This window comes from Bacillus cereus group sp. MYBK227-1 (assembly GCF_051916325.1).
In the GTDB taxonomy this organism is placed as follows: domain Bacteria; phylum Bacillota; class Bacilli; order Bacillales; family Bacillaceae_G; genus Bacillus_A; species Bacillus_A cereus.
The window spans coordinates 280,479-302,970 of the sequence record NZ_JBQAGK010000001.1 but is presented as its reverse complement, the minus strand read 5'-3'; the positions used below and the strand labels follow the sequence as shown (position 1 = coordinate 302,970).

Here is a 22,492-nt window from a genome sequence, read left to right as displayed (position 1 = left end):
CTGTCTTTTTTATTTTATGCAAAATTCACACTACATACTCTATCATCATTGTAACACATTTTATTTATTTTTAGTCAAGAGAAAAAACCACCTAAAGGCTCCCCTTCAGGTGGTTCTCTATTTTAAGCTAATGCAGCTGCCTGTTCTTGTTGATCTACAGGAATTACAGCATCTGTTAATGCTTTTTCTAGTTCAGCTGTATATTTCATTTGTTCTTCTTTGCTCCAGCCTAGTTTCGCAGCCATGTAGTTGATTACTGCTTCTTTCCACTCGTATACCCAGTGGATATTGAAGAATACAGCGCCTCTGCGGCGTACGAAGAAGTCGACTGGTTTTGCTGTCATTTCGTAATCCATTGCGTATACAAGCGGGATTAGAACGTCTAGCGGCATGTTGTATTCTTTCGCTTCGTCTTTATATTTTTTCGCTAAATCAAATAGTACGTCAACGTTAGAGCCGTAGAATTTCGCGAATTCTTCTGCTTGTGCTGTTGTTAAACCATATTTCGTACCTTCGCCAGCTTTTTTCGCAACGAATACTGGGAATCCGTGTGAACCATCTACATGTCCACCAGAGATTGGCATATGTTTCGTGTCGCTCTTCGGATATGCGCTATGACCTTCTTTTTGTAGTAAGTTCGTTACGTAGTCTACTACCATTTCAGCCATTTTGCGGTATCCAGTTAATTTACCACCTGCGATTGTAATTAAACCAGATTCAGAAGTCCAAATTTCGTCTTTACGAGAAATTTCAGATGCACTCTTACCTTCTTCGTAAATTAACGGACGTACACCAGCCCAGCTTGATTCAATGTCTTTCTCTGTAATTTTCACGCTTGGGAACATGTAGTTAATCGCATTAATAATGTACGTGCGATCTTCTGTTGTCATTTGTGGTACAGCTGCGTCTTTATCATAGAACGTATCTGTTGTACCTACATATGTTTTTCCGCCGCGTGGAATCGCGAATACCATACGTTTATCTGGTGTATCGAAGTAAATCGCTTGACCTAATGGGAAACGTTTTTGATCAATTACTAAGTGAACACCTTTTGATAACTGAAGTACTTTTCCTTTTTTCGAGTTATCTTTTTCACGAAGTGTATCTACCCAAGGGCCAGCTGCGTTTACAATTTTCTTACCGTAAACTTCGTATACTTCTCCGTCTAGTAAATCGATTACACGTACACCACATACTTTTCCATCTTTATATAAGAAACTATCTACTTTTGCGTAATTAACAGCTTTTGCGCCGTGCTCAATTGCTTCTTTCATTACTTCAATTGTAAGACGCGCATCGTCTGTACGATATTCTACGTAGTAACCGCCGCCTTTTAATCCTTCTTTTTTTACAAGAGGCTCTTTGTTTAGCGTTTCTTCACGGTTAAACATCTTTCTGCGCTCGCTTCGTTTTACACCTGCTAAGAAGTCGTATACACGAAGACCAATTGATGTACTAAATGATCCGAACGTACCGCCTGTATGGAACGGAAGTAACATCCACTCTGGTGTTGTTACATGGGGACCGTTCTCATATACGATCGCACGCTCCTTCCCCACCTCTGCTACCATTTTCACTTCAAGTTGTTTTAAATAACGTAGACCACCGTGTACAAGCTTCGTTGAACGACTTGATGTACCTGCTGCAAAGTCCTGCATTTCAAACACAATTGTTGATAACCCGCGTGTTGCTCCATCTAATGCAATACCAGAACCAGTAATACCTCCACCAATTACGATCACATCTAACTCTTGTTTATTTACTCCGTTTAATACGTCTTTACGTTGTTTACTTGAAAATTTCATGGTAATTCCTCCCTTTGATAACGAAAAAAGAGACCACAAACTCCGCTATAGATTTCGCCTCTATAGCGCGTTGTGGTCTCTCCAAATCTCCTACCGAATTATTAACTTGTCACCATTATAACACTGTTTATGATTATTTGAAAGCTTTTGTTGCTTCAATTGCTTTTTTCCATCCAGCATATAGCTCTTCGCTTGTTTTCGCTTCCATCGTTGGTTCAAAGCGTTTGTCCATATGCCACTGTTCTTTAATTTCATCTTGGTTTTTCCAATATCCAACCGCAAGACCAGCTAAGTATGCTGCACCTAGAGCCGTTGTTTCGTTGATTACTGGACGCTCTACAGGAACATCTAAAATATCACTTTGGAACTTCATTAAGAAGTTATTTTTAACTGCTCCGCCATCAACGCGTAATGTTTTCAGCTCAATACCTGAATCTGCTTCCATTGCGCATAATACGTCTTTCGTTTGGTAAGCTAAAGATTCTAGCGTTGCACGAATGAAATGCTCTTTCGTCGTACCGCGCGTTACACCAAACATAGCGCCGCGTACTTCACTATCCCAATAAGGTGTTCCTAGTCCAACGAATGCTGGTACAACGTATACACCGTCAGTTGATTCAACGCGACTCGCATACACTTCACTCTCACTTGCATCTTTAAACATGCGCATTCCGTCACGTAACCACTGAATTGCAGAACCCGCTACGAAAATACTTCCTTCTAATGCGTAGTTTACTTTACCATCTATTCCCCATGCAATTGTTGTTAATAGACCGTGCTCAGAAGCTACTGCTTTTTCACCAGTGTTCATTAACATGAAGCAACCAGTTCCGTAAGTATTTTTCGCCATACCTTCACCGAAACAAGCTTGTCCAAATAATGCTGCTTGTTGGTCACCAGCTACACCTGCAATCGGTACATTTTGGCCGAAGAAGTGGTAATCAATTGTTTCTCCGTAAATTTCAGATGATGGACGCACTTCTGGAAGCATGCTCTTTGGTACTGTTAACATTTCTAGAAGCTCATCATCCCACTGTAAGTCGTGAATGTTAAACATTAACGTACGTGATGCGTTTGAGTAATCTGTTACGTGTGCTTTACCACCAGATAGTTTCCATACAAGCCACGAATCAATTGTTCCGAATAATAGATCGCCGTTTTCTGCTTTTTCTCTTGCACCTTCAACGTTATCTAAAATCCATTTTACTTTCGTACCAGAGAAGTATGCATCAATTAAAAGACCTGTTTTTTCGCGAACCATTTCGCTATAACCTTTTTCTTTTAACTCATCACAAATTTCAGCTGTTTGGCGAGATTGCCATACGATTGCGTTGTAAATTGGTTTACTAGTTGTTTTATCCCATACAACCGTTGTTTCACGTTGGTTCGTAATACCGATACCTGCGATTTGTTCTGGTTTTACATCTGCTTCGCTTAAGCAAGTTGCGATAACTGCTAAAATAGATCCCCAAATTTCTTGTGCATTATGCTCTACCCAGCCCGGCTTTGGAAAATGTTGTGTAAACTCTTTTTGAGCTGAATGAACAATTTCACCTTTTTTATTGAAAAGAATTGCGCGTGAGCTTGTTGTTCCTTGGTCTAATGAAAGAATATATTTTTTCATATCGGTTTCCCCCTTATGCTACTTTTCTACTATTTGTATTGCTTCCGCTTTTTTTACTTGTCATATAAGAGATTGCTAGTACAATCACAGTTGCGATAATCACATAAATAAGTGCTGAATTTTGTTTTCCTTCAAATACAACTTGATGGAATAAACCTGCAAGTGATCCACCTAAAATTGGACCAACTACTGGAATCCATGCATACTTCCAGTTTGAACCGCCTTTTCCTGCAATCGGAAGGAAGAAGTGTGCGATACGCGGACCTAAATCACGCGCTGGGTTAATTGCGTATCCTGTTGTCCCACCTAATGATAAACCAATACTTACAATTAAGAAACCTACGATAAATGGATTTAATCCATCTGCAAATTTATTTGCACCAATTGCTAATATACCAAATACTAAAACGAATGTTCCAATCATTTCACTTAAAAGGTTTGCAAATGTGTTCGGAATTGCTGGACCTGTTGCAAATACACCTAACTTTGTTCCTGGATCTTCTGTTTCTTTCCAGTGTGGTAAGTAATGTAAATATACGATAACTGCCCCGATAATTGCCCCAATCATTTGTGCTACGATATAACCTGGTACGTCGCTCCATGGGAACGCTCCCTTAAATGCTAATCCTATCGTTAAAGCTGGATTCAAATGTGCCCCACTAATTGATCCAACCGCATACGCTGCAACCGCTACTGCTAAGCCCCAGCCCATTGTAATAACAATCCAACCTGAATCTTTCGCAAACGATTTCTTTAAACTTACACCAGCACAAACGCCGCCACCAAGTACGATTAACAACGCAGTCCCTATTAACTCTCCTAAAAATGCTGACATAGTATTCCTCCACAATCAATTTAAACGCTTTCAAATGTGATAGAGGTAAAATGAATGGCCATTCGTTTTTGTCAAAAGAAAAAGACCCACAGCTTGCACGCTTCTATATAAATTTATATAGAAACAATGAAATGTGGATCTCTACTTTTCTCCGTCACGTTTATTAACTTGTCTATAATGTTAACCGTAAATGAAAGCGGTGTCAACGAAAAAATTCACATTTTCGTCACTTTTTTTGGTAATGTTTCCATAGTTCACGTTTTGATGTCGTAATTGCTGTCGCACCAGCATTTAATGCTCTTTCCACATCTTCTACAGTGCGAATAAAACCACCTGCTAAAATCGGTACACCAGTACGCTCTTTCACTTCAGCGATAACATCCGTTAATGCTCCAGGAAGTACCTCAATATAATCCGGTTTCGTCTTATCTAAAAGATTGCAGCTCTTCTCCATCGCACTCGAATCGATTAAAAAGATGCGTTGTATTGCCACAACACCTTTTTGCTTCGCCTTCATAATAACGCTCGCCTTTGTTGAAAGTAACCCGTACGGTCTAAACTCCTGACATAAATATTCCGTCGCATGCCCATCACTCTGCAAACCATGAATTAAATCCACATGTAAAAATACCTTTTTACAATATTGCTTCGCAAGCGATATAACACTCTTCAATTGACCGACATGAATATCTAAAATAACGATATATTCATACGAACTATGTAATAGCTTTTCCAAATCTTTAATTTGCCTCACTGCCGGCAAAATCTTCTGTTCATGAAATTCCATTCTAAATGTCCCCTTCTTTATGTCATCCTATCCTTTATAGTACACAATTTAAGTGAAAAGAACAGCTAGTGTTGGGGATTTCTTTCAAATCTTTCTCTTATCTATATATTTTCTTCAACTTATCGGAACCTATACCACCTATAATCATGAATGCAAGGGGTAAAAGATTCATTACATATGGCGCATCTGCTACAATTGTAATACTTGCTCCAGCAAACTTATTTAGCATCCATACAACGATTTTTGCAATAAACAAAAATACTCCTATCATAAATAGACTATCAAAAAACACCTTCCATTTTGGATACGCCAATTGCTTACTATCTTCAATTATTTTCTGCGTCAATTCTTCATCACTCCTTAGCAGTTCATCAATTGTAATACCGAACAGATCACTTAAATGAATAATAATTTCAATGCTCGGATAGTTCTTTCCCGTCTCCCATTTCGAAACAGATTGCCTGCTCACATGAAGTTTTTCAGCCAAATCATTTTGCGACCAATTTCTTTTTTCCCTTTCTTCTTTTAAACGCTCACTAAAAATCATACTGTGTTTATCACCTCTCTATGCCCATTATGTTCAAATAAATGATGAAGAGTAAAGCGAGTTATTGTTGCATTTCCTGCACAACTTATACGTTACAGCTTATAATGGCGCTCTTTTATATGTATCTTCCCTATACTATGCTCCAATAATAATTTCCCGAACAATAATACAAGGGACGGATACTAATAAAGTGAAACTTTAATCAGCCCTCACTAATCGGGCTTTTACGGACAGCCCGCGCCCCACCTAACTTCTTTGATTCCGCTGAATTTTGAGGTGGGTCTTACTGCCCGGCAAATAGCGGGATAAAGACTAGATTAGGCATAAAAAATACGCCATCCCTTCTTATCAGTCTCCAGAAAGAATAACGCAAATTTTCATTTTTACTCATCACTTTTCGGACTATATGAAAACCCCGGATATTTCACAACAGGCCACTTCTCCTTACGCAGAGAATCCATTACTTGCGGGCCAACATGTATATTACTCTCCACTATTTCTTTAGGAGTCAGTGCCATCCATTGATTTAACGATACATCTTCAAAACGATTGCTTCTGAACATCTCTAAAAACCATAATGTTTCGGTACCTGTATTTTGAATATAATGCCCCGTCGCAAACGGTACATATCCGACATCGCCAGCTCTATAATCAAATGTACGAGCGGTACCATTTCCAAGAAACACAGTCATTCTCGCTTCCCCTGTAAGATAATATTGCCACTCATCATTATTCGGGTGCCAATGAAGCTCTCTCATTCCACCAGGCTCCACTTCAACGAGCGCCGCTGCGATTGTTTTTGAAATAGGAAAATTCGTAGAGTCGACAATTCGAACGCTCCCACCAGGAGTCTTAATCGGTTTTTGTTTTAAAAGTTCGTACTTGAACGTTAAAGGAACTTCTCCTTTCGGCGACTGAACTTCCTGACTCTCAAGCGAACCTGGTACCTCTCCCTGATAAATATACACTTGCTCTGAAGGAATGGAATGAAAAGCACTTTCCGGCACTCCGAAGTTAGCCGATAGCACTTCTTTCGGCGTATGCGCAAACCAATCAGAAATAGCTAAAGTAGATAAATCAGAAAAATGCCCATCATCGAAAACGAGCAAAAACTCACAATGTTCCAACCCTTGAATGGAATGCGGAATACCAGGAGGAAAATACCAAAGATCACCTGGTCCAACATCAGCAATAAAATTCCGTCCATTTTGATCTACAGCCGTTATGCGTGCCCGTCCTAAAAGCATATACGCCCATTCTGCTTCTTTATGCCAATGTAGTTCTCGTACTCCACCTGCCGTTAAACTCATATTTACTCCGGCAATCGTCGTCGAAACCGGTAGTTCCCGAGCAGTAATCTCCCGAGACCACCCGCCTTGTTTCAAAATCATAGAAGTGTCCGAGAATGAAAACTTCAAGTTAGGAACTAACCCTGCATCCGTTATAGGCGGAACAAGCATATTCGGATTTTGAATATCCCGCATAACATTACGAGGTCCAGAATCAATCGCACCTGCTCCGTCGCTGCGGATTGGTTGTGGCACATTCCTTCCTGCTTCATTAACAGTACGTTTCTTCATGATTACACTCCTTTTTCATCCGGTTATGAAGTAAAAATCCTCCATCATAGTGTATGAATTGGGCTTTAGATGGTTACAGTTACTATGGAGTTACATCATCTGCCTATCATTATCGTTTTGTTCATTTCTCAACTTATACTAGTATGCTTAGCGCTTAGGAAGACAAAAAAATAAACTAGAACTAACAAAAAAACCTGTAAAATTTATTACAGAGTTTTTCACCAATTATTTATTGTTTTACATATCGAATACGAACATTATCGTCCATTTGATAAATTTGTAATGTGTTTCCATAACTAATTCCTAACTCTTCACTTGCACCAACTGCACTTACAAATACCCCTTTAAATACTTTATTTTTAGTTAGTTTTACTACCGATACTCTTCGCTGCCTCTTCAAACAGTTTCGAACCTTCTTGTGCTTTACTTACTGATTGATGCATTTTACTTTCGTCTTCTTGGTCCAATGCATCAAAGAGAAGTTGAAAACAATCCGCATACAGTTCCATCGATTGCTTTATCTTCGCCTGTTCTCCCTGTAACTCAGGGGGCGCTTGTAAATTCTTCAGTTTCTTCGTTGTTGCCTTTGCTCCACCTAAACTTAGTTGTACTTCACTTTTCTTTTGTTTGTATGATTTTACGTCTGAATCTGCTATTCCTTCAATTAATTTCATTGTATCTTCAATTTGATTAGCACTATTTATGATATCTGCCTTGTACCTTTCAACATCTGAACCAGTTACCTTACCAGGTGAAGAAGTTGAATTATTTGAAGAAGAACTTGGTTGACTACTTGATGAACTACTGTTTGTACCTTCACCTTTCGCTACAGATAAGCTATCCTCTTTCTTGCTATCAGTTGACTTACTCTCTTTTTCAGAAGCCTTATTTTCTTTCTCTACCTGTTGTGTTTCTTCTTTCTTTGGTTCATTAGCTTTCTTACCATCCGTTTCAATTGTAATACAACCGCTCAATAACATAACTGGTAATGCTAAACTTACTAATTTCTTTGCCTTCATGATTACTACTACCCCTTTAGTTGTAAAATTTAATGTGAAAAAGTTAATATACTTAATTAATAAATTTCCCCCGAGTAATTTATTAAAATCTACTACCCATAGATTTCCTGTATATTCATAATCTTTCCATATATAACATTTTACAAAGAATTACATATTTGGTCAAAAGGATTTATGTAGTCCTTAAAAGAAAATTTTAATCACAAAGAAAAGAAGCTAACAATAAATTGTTAACTTCTCAGCTTAAGGAAAAATAGTATCTTTCCTTATCTTCTAATATCTAGGTTGTGATTGAATATTTGTAAGATGAACATCATACATATCAATGATTTCAAGAAATCTATCAGCTTCACGGAAAACATGGTCTGCTAATAATGGATGAATGATACTCTTTATTTTACATTGCTCAATTAAATCACGTGCTGTTTTCTTAAAATCCCGAAGAGATGCAACTGACACGCGATTTTGATCTAAAAATTGATCTAAAAGAGGAGCTGTTTGGGATTGTGGTTTCATAGATTCTAAGTCAATTGCTTGATACATCAATTCATCAAAATCATTGCTAAAATTTCGTGCTGTATCTACAAGCTTTCTTTCCGACGGATCAAGAAGATGGCCAATAAATTTAGCATGGTCTGCCATAATCCGTAAAAAGAAAACATTTTCTTTAATAATAGCATCAGGAAGGGCATCTAATTTACCTTCATTTAATTGTATTAAACGTTTTCTAAAATAATCAGCTTCCCTACTTGTATGGTCAACTAAAAGTGGAAAGTTATTTTGTCCTGGCAATTTACATGTGAGAATTAATCCTAAAATTTTTCGTTTAAATCCCCAAATATTAGTTGCGGCTTGTTGTACTTCTGCATTAAATCTTTTTATTTGCTCAGGATCTGTTTCATTTGTATAGGAATGCGCTATTTGTTCAATATGTTCAAACAACCGATAAAATTGATTCGCCTCTTCAATTAATTGAGTATCCTCACATCTAAATCCCAATCGAAGAAAAAAAGAATGCTCCTTCATGATTCTAGACCAAAAACGAATTTCATTTAATGAACGCTCAACAAACATTACAGACGTAACGCCTGTATCAGGATGTAATGAAGTTTCATCCCTATGCATTGTTAATCCCCCCCAGTAAAATCCCCACTAGTTCCATTCTTATGAGGAAAAATATATATAAATGCCATCAATAAAAGTTTATGATGACTCTCTTATACATGTAAAATTAAACTAATATAACCTTAGCTTGATGAACATATACTGCTCCCCCAGAAGAAAAAAAGCTACCACCTAGATGTAAAATCCTACTAGGTGGTAGCCTTTCAAAATTTCTATTAAAGCAATACAGAATCCTTATCACTATCCTGATTACGTTTCTCGCGCTCTTCTTCTAAGCGCTTCATATATACTTCGCCTTCTTTTTCGATAAACTCATTATCCATATCTTGCTCTTTTTTCGAAGTATATAAAACCATGTAGCCACTTAGTACAATCCCGACAATTACAAGATACACCCACCATGGTAAAGTTTCCAAATCACTTCATTCCTTTCCTTAGACAAGCCTTATTAGTTTCACTTTATGAGGAAAGAAATGGATTTATGCTTAAAAATTTATCATTGTGGATGCTTCGCGAAAAATGCTTGTACATATTCCATAAACTCAATTGGTTCCTGACGAAACGGTGCGTGGTATCCTTTTTCAATAATATGAAACGTACTATTCACAAATAGCCCATGATACAGTTCACCATTTTTCCACGAAACACTCTTATCATGTCGTCCCCATATAATTAAAGTCGGTACCTTAATTTTATCAGCTTCCATCGCAATGCGGCGCTCTCGCATTTTCGTAAGCTGATCATAATGCTCTTTATCATCACGACTATTTTTTACTTCATTTTTATTATACTTCGTAATCTCAGTTACAGTTTGTAAGTCCGTCGATAGCGGTGGTACTTCATAACTTTCTTTTTGCTGGAAAGACTCTATCCCTGTAGAATCCGCCAAAATGAGATGCGTCACTGCGTCTGGATATAAATACGCTAAATTGAGGGACATCTCTCCGCCCATTGAATGGCCGAGCACCGCAAACTGATCGTATCCGAGCTTCTTCATTAACTTATAATATAAATTCACTTGCGCAGGAAACGAATACTGAAAATCAACTGGCTTAGAAGAACGCCCAAACCCTAAAATATCAACCGCAATAATCGTATGGTCTCGCGCTAGTTCCGGATAAATATCACTAAACCCATCAGAAGAACCACCAAACCCGTGCAGCATAAGTAAAGGAGGTTTTCCCTCACCAATTTGTTTAAAATAAATCGTCTGCCCATCAATTTGCGCCATACTCTCTTTCGTATTCAGCTTCATCATAACAGTATCTTTCACTTCTCCAACCTTCGCAATCGGCTTATCGACGAAATTACAAACAATTAACAAAACGAGCACAATACCGCTAATCATATAAAACTTAAACCGTTTCAAAGTTCCCGTCTCCTTTCTCTTGTTGCTATTTAAAAGTTTTTACATTTTTTGGTTATTTTATGTTCTCTTTTTAATTGTAACTTAGACAGTTACAATTATACTAAAAAAATATAACTCATTTCTGTCACTAATGGTTATTTTGTAACTATTATAGTTACATATTTAAAGTAAGTCAATTCTTTTCTCTACATGACCTGAAAATAGAAAAAGGGACTTCATGTTGAAGTCCCTTTCTTTATTATTATAGTTGGCTTACTCTGCCGTCGCCTTTATTATCTGCTGGTGCTCCGCCTGTGTCACCAATGTTAACGTAGTCTGGTCTTGCTGGTGCTCCTCCTGTGTCTCCTATATTAACGTAGTCTGGTCTTGCTGGTGCTCCTCCTGTGTCTCCTATATTTACAGCTTGATTTGTAAAAGAACTATTGAACCCAATTGATAATACCCCTACTAATGCAGTCCCAACAATAGCCAAACGAAATTTCTTCATTATTTTAACGCTCCCTTTTCCAATATATTTTTTTGAGCCTTATTATTCATATAAAAATATTTACTTGCCTTAACATGATCATCAAATTCATAAAATTTCAGTGCTAAAATTTCAGTGTATTCTTGAATACAATCCCATAATCTTTCTCTCTCAAAATAAGAAAGTCCTTCTAAAATTACATCTTCAATAATTGATACTGAAGATTTTCCATTGAGTTCTTTCAAAATTTTAAACCGATGTTGAAATTCTTTTTCTCCTAAATCAACACAAATATTTAAACCTTTTTCAACAATTGGATTCGCTAAATTATATTGTCCTAATTTGTAATGTTCATGTGCTTCTACAAACAAGGCTTTAAAGTGTTCTGGGTAATTTTTGGTCACCTCAGATATATGACGAATCGCTAATTCTGAAAGATTTTGACTAGCATAAAGCCAAGCTAAATTATGCCGAACCATTAGCATATATTTTTTTTGATCTGCTTTTTGCAATACTTCCATAGCAGAATTAAAGTTTTCTTCCGCTAATTCATAGTGATCTATGTCTACACAACATAGTCCAAAAGCATTTTCACATAATCCTACTTTTATTTCATAACCTGGATATTGTAAAAATGCTGCTTTTGCCCTATTCAAGTAATCTATTGCATGAACTTGGTCATATTTTTGATAATAGAAATTCCCCATCCGATAATTAAACTCCGCATGTTCTATCGGATCTGCAATATATTTCAATAACTTCTCAGCTTGCTCATACTGTTCTTTCGCTTCGTTATAATTTGAAATTAATGTGCAATGAAACCCTTTAAAAAAGTGATAGTAATAAGCTAGAACACCTTCTGCCGGGATTTCAAAAGATTCCACTTTATCAAAACTATCTTCTCTAACCCCAATCCAATCCACTAATGCATCATATCTAAAATTCAACAACGCATGATAAAGCAATACATCCTGATCCACGTCCAAACCACTAATCTTACTTTCAATCTCCTCTTTCATTTCCGTAGCTTTCTCTATATTTTGCTGCAACATTACACGATACCAATCATCTAAAGAATGTTTCATTTGCTCCCGCGTTACTACATCTGCTCCCATACACTCCGCATCCCCTTTTCTCCAAAATTAGTATTTTTATACAATTATCAAAATTGTATATTACCACTCCTTTTCTATGCATTGAAAAATAATTATCAGAAAATTTAATATTTTAATTAATTATACCAAAGTTTTCCTTTTTAATAACTTGAGAAACAATTGTCAGAAAACTTACTAGAATAAATAAAAAAGCAAGCAGTTCCAGCACTCCGCTAAAACTACTTGCTCTCCTACTTACTATCTCTATTTTTACTCTTTAATAAATTCCTTCGTACTTCTCACTGTATCAATTGGACGAACTAATTTTTCAATTTCTTCACGTTTTGGCTCTAGGAATGGAGGTAAAGATAATTTTTCGCCAAGTGTTTCGTATGACTCATCTCCCATAAATCCTGGGCCGTCTGTTGCAAATTCAAATAAGATTTGTGGTGCAACTCTTGCGTATAATGATTCGAAGAAGTGACGGTTTACATAGCCAGATGAAGGAAGTCCTACGCTACTGATTCTCTCAATCCATTCTTCTAATACAGCGCGATCTTCTACGCGGAATGCAGCATGGTGCACTGTACCAAAACCTTGTTGTGCTTCAGGAAGAACTGTATTATGTTCTACGATGACAGAGGCACCGTTTCCGCCTTTGTTCACTTCAAATAAATAGAATTCTCCTTCTTGCGCAACCTCTTTAAATAATAAAACTTTTTCTAACACTTCTTTGAAGAAACTAAAGTTTGCAATACGGATAAATACAGGGCCTAAACCAGTAATTGCGTATTCTAATGGTACTGGCCCGTTTTGCCATGGTGTACCTGATTCGATTCCTTTATCAAGTTCATCTGAGATTAATTGATAGTGTTGGTCATCAAAGTCAACGAAAGAAAGAGTTTTCTTACCAAATTGCTCTTTAATTCCTGTATGTTCTACTTCAAGACGGTCAAAACGTTTCACCCAATACTCTAATGCTGCATCGGCCGGAACGCGGAATGAAGTTTTTGAAATTTCATTCGTACCGTGTACTCCTTTTGGAATACCTGGGAAGTCAAAGAATGTCATATCTGTTCCTGCACTACCTTTATCATCTGCAAAGAATAAATGATACGTTTGAATGTCATCTTGGTTTACTGTTTTCTTAACTAAACGCATTCCTAAAACGTGAGTGAAGAACTCATAGTTTTTTTCTGCACTACTTGTAATCGCTGTAACGTGGTGAATTCCTTTTAATTGGTTCATTTTATATTCCTCCAATGGGGTTTCATTTATATGTTAAAGTTGTATATTTTCTTCTATTACTTCTCTTCAATCGGTGCTAAATTCGCTTCAATTTCTGCACGCTGATCTTCTAGGAATGGTGGTAAATCAAGTTTTTCTCCTAAATGTTCCACATCTCCATCAACTGTAAATCCTGGTCCATCTGTCGCAATTTCAAATAGGATTCCGTTTGATTCGCGGAAATATAAGCTTTTAAAATAAAAACGGTCGATGATTCCTGAGGACTGGAAGCCTCTTTGTATCACCTGTTCTTCCCAATAAGCAAGCTCTGCATCGTTTTTCACGCGAATTGCTAAATGGTGAATGCTGCCTCGGCCCGGCTTTTCAGTAGGACCATCTAAATATTTCACAACGATTTCTCCAAAAGCCTCTCCTTTAATGGATTGAAAAATTGCTTCCTCTTCGCTACGGCTAACCTCTGTATAACCAAACATTTCTGTAAGTGTACTCGCCATTTTATCAAGTCTACGAACGGTCATTTCCACAGAACCCATTCCTTGAATTTGATGCTCTGCAGGAACTTCTGATTTCTCCCAAGTTTCCCAGTGCTCTACTTTTTCCCCGTTTGAAACGAGTAGTACTAAGCGAAGACCTTCAGCATCCTCAAATTGCAAAGCAGGACGATTTGCATATGTTGTCATTTCACTATGTTTCACATCAAATTTTTCAAAGCGTTCTTTCCAGTAATGCAAGCTATCCTCTGAAGGAACAAGTAATCCAATTCGAGTAATCGCATTCGTACCGCGATATGTTCTTCCTACTAATGGAATTTCAAAAAATGATAATTCCGTACCTGGACTTCCTGTTTTATCTCCATAAAATAAGTGGTACATTGACGGATCATCTTGGTTTACTGTCATTTTCACACGACGCAAGCCAAGCACGTTTTTATAAAAGTGATTATTTTCATTTGCATTTTTCGTAACCATTGAAATGTGATGATGCCCTTTAATTTTATACATTGGTTATTCCTCCGTTTCGTTTTACTAGTCAAGTGATAACTAAAAAAATAACATTTCCCACAACTAATATGGTTTTTAGCTTTTCAATTTATTCTTAATTATGTTTTTGTAAATTCATCTTAGTTTTTACTGTATAAGTTACTTTGTTTTTTAATCGAAAACAACTGAGTGTATGTTTTTCATATGACTCAATCGCTTTCGTTACTATCACTTTACACCTCAAGTGATTGAAAAGCAAGTGAAAAATCTCGAATTCAAGATTTTTTTGTTAAATAACATTTAGGGTGTAAAATCATTAATTTCTGGATAGCGTCACATCACTATCAAGCTAAAGACTCAAAGCTCTCCATGCCCATCAAGCTACCAAGAATACACTACCCCAAAACGATAAAAATGAACTTCGTTGCTATAAAAGACAACTTTTTTGTTCCGAGGGAATTATAGAATTTTATATCTTTACAATTATTTATGGGGAGTTAATTCGTTTTTTTCAAGAATAAGTAATTTCTTAAATAGAAGTTCACGTACCTCTTCCTTATGATAATTAATTTTTGTTGATTGATAAGAAATTTAATGAATGATTATTCGAATATGCTTTCGTAAATGTTAAATGTAGTTTTTGGATAATGTTTGGTCAAGTTGATACTAATACCCTCGATAAACGAAAGAAAATTAAGAGTGTTCCGAGAAAAAGTAATTAAAAAACGCTCATTTACAGAAGAACATTATTCAAGTGAAGCCCTCTATAATTCAATTACAACTCCTTGAAAGTTTATGATACTATCCTGATCACACTTTTTATATTTAATGTTTTAAGGAAAAAAGCTATACTATAAGCGAAACTAAAAATCAGAAAGGAAATACCATAACATGGAAAACTATATGCTATTTATCCTTACAGCACTCCTTATTATAATGATGCCTGGTCCCGGTTTTGCTTTAGTTACAAAAAACACTATCTCTCATGGTAGAAATGGTGGGATAAAGACCGTCTTAGGAACGGTATCTGGAATGATGATTCATACAATAATGGCTACACTAGGACTCTCTGCTATCTTAATGAAATTTGCTATGCTATTTACATTAATAAAATATGCTGGGGCATTTTATTTAATTTATTTAGCTGTAAAGTCAATTAAAAGTGCCTTTTCTAAAAAAGAAGATATGTCAAGTTCAGTGGAAATAAACTTTAGGGATATTGGAACGGTTAAAAGTTTTAGACAAGGATTTACCACGGCAATCTTAAACCCAAAAACGGCTGTATTTTTCCTTAGTTTTCTACCCCAATTTATTGTGAGTAATCAAAGTCATTTCTTCCAATTTCTTTTGTTGGGATTCACATTTACGACTTTGACAGCAATATGGTATTTACTTTATATCTCTCTAATACGTCAATTAAGAACTTTTTTAAGAAAAGAAAAGGTGAACCGTACAATAGAGGGTATTACTGGCACAGTATTATTAGTATTTGGAGTTAGGCTATTTTTCCAAAAATAAATATGTAATAGAGAGCGTTTAAAACTTTCGGTTTTTCCAATAAATGAATCAATATAAAAAGTATGGCTTTCAAACAGTAAAAAAGTGAACAAACGGGTGTGTTTGTGGAATAAGCTTCAATAAAATAACCAAACTTTTTATAAAGAAATGAATCGATTATATTAAAATTGATATAAAGGCGTTATCCTTTCCTATGATTTCTCAGAAAGAATAACGCCTTGCTCTTTTTAGAGGGTATTTTGTCTAGTTAGCTTGATAGCGATGTGGTTCTATCCCTTATAAATGTTACAAAAACATTTATAATAGCTCTAACTTGCACAATGCTTCCCGTTAATATAATACGCTGATTCTGTGAAAACCGTAAATACAACCTCTACTTCTGGAAGTCCAAAATCCATTACATATGTAGTAATGGCCTTGGCAAATCGATTACGAATTTCCTGTCCACGCTCGAACCATTTCACTTCAATAAGAGGAAACGCTTCTATTTCTTGTCCATTGAATACATACGTAGAACTTGGTAGTTCCAACGTAAAATTATCCGTACCACACTCACAAATCTCTGCGAGCTCTTCTACTAATGGCTTGCTTATGTGTTTTAATTGTTCAGTAGTAATTCCACGAAACACAATATGCGGCATGTAAATCCCTCCTTTAGATAGTTTTATATTTGCCCACATCATAGCACAATTCTCCCACCTTTTAACAAAAATAGATGCTAAACAAGTTTCAACTCTTATTTTTAGGCCTGTTATACAGGCTGAAGCGATTCTAAGTATCTGCCATATTAAAGTTGATATGCTCCCATTCTAGTGGTGAGATATGTTTTAATCGTTCTTCGTTAACCCCATGCGTACTTCTTAACTATTTCATTTAATTTTTAATAAAGAAAACAGCCTCACTAAGCTTTTAAAACTTAATAAGGCCACTTTATTCACACTTTTAATTATGGAACGACGGCTTATAGAACGAACGATTATCAAGCGCAAAGACACGCTCTGTATATTCGCCTGGTTTTGTGCGTCCTAATGCGCGGTCCATCATGTTCATTTTTGCATCTAAGTTATCGATGTAATGCAGAATTTCTGCTTCTTTTACTAATGGTGGTTTTGGACTACCCCATTCTGCTTTTCCGTGGTGAGAAAGGACGATGTGTTGAAGAATTAATACTTCTTCTGCATCGATTTGCAATTCGTCTGCCGCTTTACCAATTTCGTTCACCATAATCGAAATGTGGCCTAGTAAATTTCCTTCTAACGTATACGTTGTAGAAATTGGGCCAGATAGTTCGATTACTTTACCAAGGTCATGTAAAATAACGCCTGCATATAGTAAGTCTTTATCTAATGATGGGTATAGATTTGAGATAGCTTTCGCTAAATCAAGCATTGATACGACGTGATAAGCTAGTCCAGATACGAACTCGTGATGGTTCTTTGTCGCTGCTGGATAGTCTAAAAATTCGTTTTGATGCTTATTTAATAAATGTCTTGTTAGACGTTGAATGTTCGGGTTTCTCATTTCAAATATGTATTGCGTAATTTTCTCAACCATATCTTCTTTTTTCACTGGTGCTTTTTCTACGAAGTCTGAGATGTCTGTTACTTCATTTTCATTCGCAACACGGATTTGTTTCACACGTAATTGAATACGTCCTTTGTAGTTTAAAATATCTCCAGCTACTTTCACGATTGTTTCCGCTACATATTGTTTCTCAACTTCTGGTGATACGTCCCACAATTTTGCTTCAATATCTCCACTTGGATCTTGTAAGATTACTGTTAAAAATGGCTTTCCATTGCTTGCGATACCTTTTGTCGCTGTTTTAATTAACAAGAAAATATCGACTTGTTCACCAACTTCATACTCTGCAATTTTCTTTTTCATTCGAATTCCTCCACCAAATCAATTACTTTTAGTATAGCACACTACAACTCATTTTCTTTACGCATATGTGTTAATTTTATAATCTGTTTTTCTGTAAAATACGCGAGTAAATGCGCATGACATGTAAAGAATATGACTTGTCTATCCTTTGCAATTTCCTTTATAAGTTCAATCGTTCGATTCGTCCTTACCGCGTCAAAGTGCACGAAACTATCATCAATAATAAATGGATAATCATGCTCAAATGTTTTTGCTAGTGCAAATCTCAGCGATAAATATAACTGCTCCGCTGTCGCTTGGCTTAGTTCATGACTGTAAAAACGCATACCATCGTTACGCTCTACAATAAACGGCTCTGACTCTGACGGTGAAAAGATTTTACTATATCGTCCGCCTGTTAAATAGACGAAATACTCTTCTGACTTTTGTAAAATACGAGGAAGATGTACTTCATGATAATATTGCTTCGTTTTCGTTAACACCGTTTTTGCGGCCGCATAAGCAGCCCACTTCTTCACTTGTTCACGCACTTGCGCTTTTTTCATTTCCCATTCATGCATTAAATCGCCGTACGTACTACCTTCTTCTAAATTCGCAATTTCCATACGATGTTTCGCAATACGCTCTGTCAGTTCTTTCTCTTGTGCCAGACAGTTTTGCACGACTGTCAGTTCTTGCTTTAATTTTCCGTCATAACCGTCAGCTTCGTAATGTTCAGCTAATGATAAACTCGTTAAACGTTGTTCTAACAGATCAATTTGCGGTAATAAACGCCCCACTTGTTTCTCTGCATCTTCACGGTTTTCCGCTAGTTTACCCGCTTCTAAAAACATCTCTTCATCTGTAGACGCTGCAATATGCCATAAACCATCTCGTTCTATTAGTAATTGCTTTAATTGTTCTTGCATAAACTCATATTCTTCTTGCCATTCCGCCAGTTTTTCTTTTAACTGCTTACAAGTTTGGCGCTTCTCTTTCTCATTTTGCATACGGCTTTGTGCCTCGTGTAGCTTACTATACTCCGCACTACCGATAACAGTTTCTAGTTTATGTTCAAATTGCGAAATCATTTCATATAATGAAGATTTTCGCGTGCCTTGTTTCTCTAATTCACGATATAATTGCTGCATTTTTTCAATACGCTCAAACGCCGGCAATATGTGTGCATACGTATAAAATTCAGGAAACATATAGCGCGCTTTATATGCATCGACTTGTTCTCCCGCCTGGAACGTTTCTCTCTCCCATTCCTCATACGATGAAACGACTTTATCATACGCTCGTTCCAACTGCTGTAACTTATAAGACTCGCGCTCAAATAATTTACGTATCTCTTCATCTTTTTCTAACTGATAGCGAACAGACATCGCTTCTTCACTTTGTCTCCCGCCGGCACTTTGCTGAAGTGTAAGGAGCTCTTCTTGTAATCCACTTGACGGATCTTTATATAAAATGAGGGCAAGAACAATCCCTACAAAAATAATGACACTAATAAATAAGAGCGGGCGATTGTCTATAAATAAGCTCGTGAATAAAACGACTGTGTTAATAAGAAGTAACAGAAGACAAACTCTTTGCCACTGCTTTTTCTTTTGCTTAGCTACTCCTGCTTTTTCCTCATACTTGCGCTTCATTCTCTCTGCGCCCATACCGATAAACGCCGCATCTTGGAACGATTTCTCTTTCTCAACTAACACATTTCTCTCTTCATCCACTAACATTTGTTTCTTAATCTGTCTTATATTTTCTTCTTGTTCTTCTAATTGCTCTTGCGCTACTTTAAAACGATCATCGAGCTGTGCTTTTTGCGTTTCTAATTCGCGCGCCTTTTGCACTGTTTGCGTAATTAACTCTTTCGTTGCCAAACTCATATCAAATGAAAGAACTGTTTCCTTTTCAAAAGTAGTACCAATTTGTTGTTCTAGTTCTGCGATTTCTTCTTTTATATTCGTAATATTCCCGCTCATATCACGCATTTCTTGGCGTGCATTTTCGTAAGACATATGCTGCATACGAAGTTCTTCTACATAACTTTCTTTTTGTAAAAACTCTTCATCTATTTGAATCGAGGCAATTTCCGATTGCACTGTCTCAATTTTCTTGTGGAGCGAATCAACTTGTAATTGAAGCGGCTCCATCTTCGCCTTCATTGCTTCATAACGCGCCATTCCGTTTACAGGAAACTGCCCGCTCTCGTTCTCTAACACTTTCTCATGCGCACGTTTTTCAATAACGAGTGGCTCAAGCGCTGCTAATATTTCATAATCTTGCTTTCGCTTTTCTGCACTCTCTTTCTCCACGCGAACAGAAGCAAGCTTCTCTTCACTTTCTTTTAACTGCTCTACTTGTTTTTCATACGTGCCAATTTTTCCTTGCCACTCTTTCATCTTCTCTTCAAGTTTCTTCATCTCTTGCAGTGACACGTTAATTTCTGGTTTACGCCCGCTCGGCTTAAAGCGCTGATCCATTTCTTTTTCTAGCTTTTTATCTAACTGCAATAGCGCATCACTTCCGACTGCACTTGCCGAAAATAAATAATTGCCAATATCCGCTTCGCCTAGCTGATGAATATTTTGAAGACCATGCATATCAAATGAAAAGACAGATTCAAATAAACTTTCATTCATCCCGCTTAATATATCGTTTAAAATTTCTTCTCCGCCCGTTTTCCCGTCTTCAAAATAAACGGTCACCTCGCCAGCTGCCGTCTTTGGCAATCGCTCAATTTTCAAACGACCGTACTGCTCTGTTTGCACAGTCATCGCGCCGCCATACTTCCCGCCTTCTTTCGGCTCATAACGGCGCTGTCCTCTCGTCGGAAAACCGAACAAAATACTTTTCATAAATGAGCGAATTGTCGATTTCCCCGCTTCATTTTCACCGTATAACACCGTCAGCAATGAAAGATCCATTTCCACATTTTCTAATTTTCCGTACCCATAAATATGGAGTTTTTCAATTCTCATTTTTTATCCCTCTCTTGCTGGAATAATTGCTCTAAAATAATATTTTCTGCTTCCTTTTGAATCTCTTTCTTCTCTTCTTCTGTAAAAGATTCAATACTATTACGTGCTACAGGAGATGTCCAAATGGTGCGCAATACGCCGTCCATATTGCTGAAAGCTTCTAACTCTTTTAGCACACTACCGACGAAATGATTTTCTGCTTTCAAACGTTCGATTTCTGCAAAAGAAACCGTCTCATTTTTCCACTTCATTGCATATACGAAATCTTTTCGCTCTTCGCCAGATGCTAAAATGTGAAAAATCTCTTCCACACGCTTTTCGTCACGCAAATAAGGAGAAAGTGGGCCTTGTCCTGTAAATATGACAGTTAAAAGCATCCCTTCCTCTTCTCTTCTGCATTCATTCATCGCAGTAGATAGGCTCGTCATAAGTTCATCAACAGTTTCAAGTCCATCAATACAAACTTCAATCTCATCCCATACAACATCTGCCGTATGGAAAAATGAACATTGCGTTCCTTGTTTCGTAAGTTCAATAAGGTACGCACCCTTCTCGCCTGTTTCCTTACGATGACGACCTTGTATGTTCCCTGGATAAATCATATACGGCTCTTCTGATAAAATTTCACGTTTATGTATATGGCCAAGAGCCCAATAGTCAAACAGTTTTTCTTTCAACTCACGAATTTGAAACGGTGCATAGCGATTATGCTCTGCATCTCCTTCCACACTTCCGTGAAGCATGCCAATATGAAAAGGCGCATCACTCATTTTCGTATACTGCGCTGTCATATTATCCGTTACCGCTTGCTGCAAATAACTAAAACCATAAATAGAAGCTAATAGCTCACCATTTTTATAAAATGATTTCTCTTCTACATAAGGCTCAGTAAATACATGAACATTTTCCGGAAACTCAATTGCTGCCCAGCTTCCCCCTAAATGATCATGGTTACCGTGAATAATAAAAACAGGGATATCGTACTGCGAAAGTCTCTTCATTTGCTCACGCACAAACACTTGCGCCCTCAAACTTCTCGTCTCCGCATCATACAAATCCCCAGCTAGTAATACGAAATCAACGCGCTCTTGAATCGCTTTATCAACAATACGCTCAAATGATTCAAACGTACTTTGCTTCATTCTCTCCCAAACAGACTGCGCAACATTCATCTCCATCCCTTTAAACGGACTATCCAAATGCAAATCAGCCGCATGTATAAACTTTACTTGTTTCACAAATAACGATCCTTTCTATCTTTCAAAAGTTTCATTTTATTAAAATTAAAATCGCTGAAAACTAATACTCATCGAGAATAAAAATATTCTCGATGAGTAAAGTTTCATTCTATTTTACCACGCAATGTCATATATTTCTTTGCATATTGTAGCGTTTTATGTCAAAATAATTATAAGATTCTGATTTTAATTATTGGAGGGAATTTTCATGGGAGTATACGTTCTAACAGTCTTTGAAAAAGATGGTTCAAAAGCATTAGACGAATCATTCGAGGCGGCAACTGAAAAAGAAGCAAAAGCAAAAGGTGAATCTATCTTACAAGAAAAAGGATTGTATGAAAAAACACATCGCTGTACATCTACTGCAGGTAAGCTCGTTTTATTCCAGCGCTAAAAAAAAGAAG

Annotated in this window: 21 protein-coding genes; 2 read left to right on the top strand and 19 right to left on the bottom strand. The window is 36.9% G+C overall.

Annotated elements, in window-relative coordinates:
* Positions 1-122: 122 nt before the first annotated feature.
* From glpD to ACTFRM_RS01675, 15 genes are all read right to left on the bottom strand, one after another.
* The gene (gene glpD / locus ACTFRM_RS01745) at positions 123-1,805 is read right to left on the bottom strand and encodes an aerobic glycerol-3-phosphate dehydrogenase (RefSeq protein ID WP_000672834.1); all 1,683 of its coding nucleotides are present in this window, start codon (positions 1,803-1,805) and stop codon (positions 123-125) included.
* Between the two features lie 133 nt (positions 1,806-1,938).
* Positions 1,939-3,429 (bottom strand): glycerol kinase GlpK, encoded by a 1,491-nt coding sequence (glpK, locus tag ACTFRM_RS01740; RefSeq protein WP_000760011.1) that lies wholly within the window; start codon positions 3,427-3,429, stop codon positions 1,939-1,941.
* A gap of 13 nt (positions 3,430-3,442) precedes the next feature.
* Complete coding sequence (gene glpF / locus ACTFRM_RS01735) at positions 3,443-4,264, bottom strand: glycerol uptake facilitator protein GlpF (RefSeq protein WP_001272200.1); 822 nt, start codon at positions 4,262-4,264, stop codon at positions 3,443-3,445.
* Positions 4,265-4,490: 226 nt separating this feature from the next.
* On the bottom strand, positions 4,491-5,051 hold the full coding sequence (gene glpP / locus ACTFRM_RS01730; protein ID WP_000394285.1) for a glycerol uptake operon antiterminator GlpP: 561 nt from the start codon (positions 5,049-5,051) through the stop codon (positions 4,491-4,493).
* Positions 5,052-5,148: 97 nt separating this feature from the next.
* A complete protein-coding gene (locus ACTFRM_RS01725; protein ID WP_000577651.1) occupies positions 5,149-5,598 on the bottom strand; it encodes a helix-turn-helix domain-containing protein in 450 nt (149 codons plus the stop codon).
* A gap of 383 nt (positions 5,599-5,981) precedes the next feature.
* On the bottom strand, positions 5,982-7,178 hold the full coding sequence (locus ACTFRM_RS01720; RefSeq protein WP_000747526.1) for an oxalate decarboxylase family bicupin: 1,197 nt from the start codon (positions 7,176-7,178) through the stop codon (positions 5,982-5,984).
* A 229-nt stretch (positions 7,179-7,407) separates the two neighbouring features.
* Positions 7,408-7,578, bottom strand: coding sequence for a hypothetical protein (locus tag ACTFRM_RS01715; RefSeq protein WP_002182520.1), 171 nt, complete (start codon positions 7,576-7,578; stop codon positions 7,408-7,410).
* Positions 7,538-8,197, bottom strand: coding sequence for a DUF7018 domain-containing (lipo)protein (locus tag ACTFRM_RS01710; protein WP_000644845.1), 660 nt, complete (start codon positions 8,195-8,197; stop codon positions 7,538-7,540). The genes ACTFRM_RS01715 and ACTFRM_RS01710 overlap by 41 nt, the downstream gene beginning before the upstream one ends.
* A gap of 273 nt (positions 8,198-8,470) precedes the next feature.
* Positions 8,471-9,322, bottom strand: coding sequence for a DUF2935 domain-containing protein (locus tag ACTFRM_RS01705; RefSeq protein WP_000554479.1), 852 nt, complete (start codon positions 9,320-9,322; stop codon positions 8,471-8,473).
* Positions 9,323-9,537: 215 nt separating this feature from the next.
* Positions 9,538-9,738 (bottom strand): sporulation YhaL family protein, encoded by a 201-nt coding sequence (locus ACTFRM_RS01700; RefSeq protein WP_000449223.1) that lies wholly within the window; start codon positions 9,736-9,738, stop codon positions 9,538-9,540.
* An 80-nt stretch (positions 9,739-9,818) separates the two neighbouring features.
* Positions 9,819-10,691: an alpha/beta fold hydrolase gene (locus ACTFRM_RS01695; protein WP_000819481.1), complete on the bottom strand. Its 873-nt coding sequence runs from the start codon at positions 10,689-10,691 to the stop codon at positions 9,819-9,821.
* Positions 10,692-10,932: 241 nt separating this feature from the next.
* A complete protein-coding gene (locus ACTFRM_RS01690; RefSeq protein ID WP_000714517.1) occupies positions 10,933-11,178 on the bottom strand; it encodes a Phr family secreted Rap phosphatase inhibitor in 246 nt (81 codons plus the stop codon).
* A complete protein-coding gene (locus ACTFRM_RS01685; protein ID WP_000500588.1) occupies positions 11,178-12,272 on the bottom strand; it encodes a RapH N-terminal domain-containing protein in 1,095 nt (364 codons plus the stop codon). Before ACTFRM_RS01685 ends, ACTFRM_RS01690 begins: the two co-directional genes overlap by 1 nt.
* A gap of 249 nt (positions 12,273-12,521) precedes the next feature.
* Positions 12,522-13,499: a ring-cleaving dioxygenase gene (locus tag ACTFRM_RS01680; protein ID WP_001072536.1), complete on the bottom strand. Its 978-nt coding sequence runs from the start codon at positions 13,497-13,499 to the stop codon at positions 12,522-12,524.
* Positions 13,500-13,555: 56 nt separating this feature from the next.
* Positions 13,556-14,500, bottom strand: coding sequence for a ring-cleaving dioxygenase (locus ACTFRM_RS01675; RefSeq protein ID WP_000276676.1), 945 nt, complete (start codon positions 14,498-14,500; stop codon positions 13,556-13,558).
* Positions 14,501-15,370: 870 nt separating this feature from the next.
* Here ACTFRM_RS01675 and ACTFRM_RS01670 point away from each other — a divergent pair.
* Positions 15,371-15,997, top strand: a complete 627-nt coding sequence (locus ACTFRM_RS01670) for a LysE family translocator (RefSeq protein ID WP_000433009.1) — start codon at positions 15,371-15,373, stop codon at positions 15,995-15,997.
* A 308-nt stretch (positions 15,998-16,305) separates the two neighbouring features.
* On the opposite strand, the gene ACTFRM_RS01665 is transcribed toward ACTFRM_RS01670, so the two are convergent.
* The 4 genes from ACTFRM_RS01665 to ACTFRM_RS01650 form a co-directional block, all read right to left on the bottom strand.
* A complete protein-coding gene (locus ACTFRM_RS01665; RefSeq protein ID WP_001120262.1) occupies positions 16,306-16,638 on the bottom strand; it encodes a DUF1904 family protein in 333 nt (110 codons plus the stop codon).
* Positions 16,639-16,939: 301 nt separating this feature from the next.
* Positions 16,940-17,884 carry a 3'-5' exoribonuclease YhaM gene (yhaM, locus tag ACTFRM_RS01660; protein WP_000726638.1) on the bottom strand — a complete coding sequence of 315 codons (945 nt, stop codon included), beginning with the start codon at positions 17,882-17,884 and terminating at the stop codon, positions 16,940-16,942.
* A 41-nt stretch (positions 17,885-17,925) separates the two neighbouring features.
* Positions 17,926-20,850 (bottom strand): ATP-binding protein, encoded by a 2,925-nt coding sequence (locus tag ACTFRM_RS01655; protein ID WP_173600888.1) that lies wholly within the window; start codon positions 20,848-20,850, stop codon positions 17,926-17,928.
* Positions 20,847-22,088 carry a metallophosphoesterase family protein gene (locus ACTFRM_RS01650; protein ID WP_063246224.1) on the bottom strand — a complete coding sequence of 414 codons (1,242 nt, stop codon included), beginning with the start codon at positions 22,086-22,088 and terminating at the stop codon, positions 20,847-20,849. Before ACTFRM_RS01650 ends, ACTFRM_RS01655 begins: the two co-directional genes overlap by 4 nt.
* A 208-nt stretch (positions 22,089-22,296) precedes the next feature.
* Between ACTFRM_RS01650 and ACTFRM_RS01645 the strand changes: the two genes are divergently transcribed.
* On the top strand, positions 22,297-22,482 hold the full coding sequence (locus ACTFRM_RS01645; protein ID WP_000539552.1) for a YhzD family protein: 186 nt from the start codon (positions 22,297-22,299) through the stop codon (positions 22,480-22,482).
* The last annotated feature ends 10 nt before the right edge of the window (positions 22,483-22,492 follow it).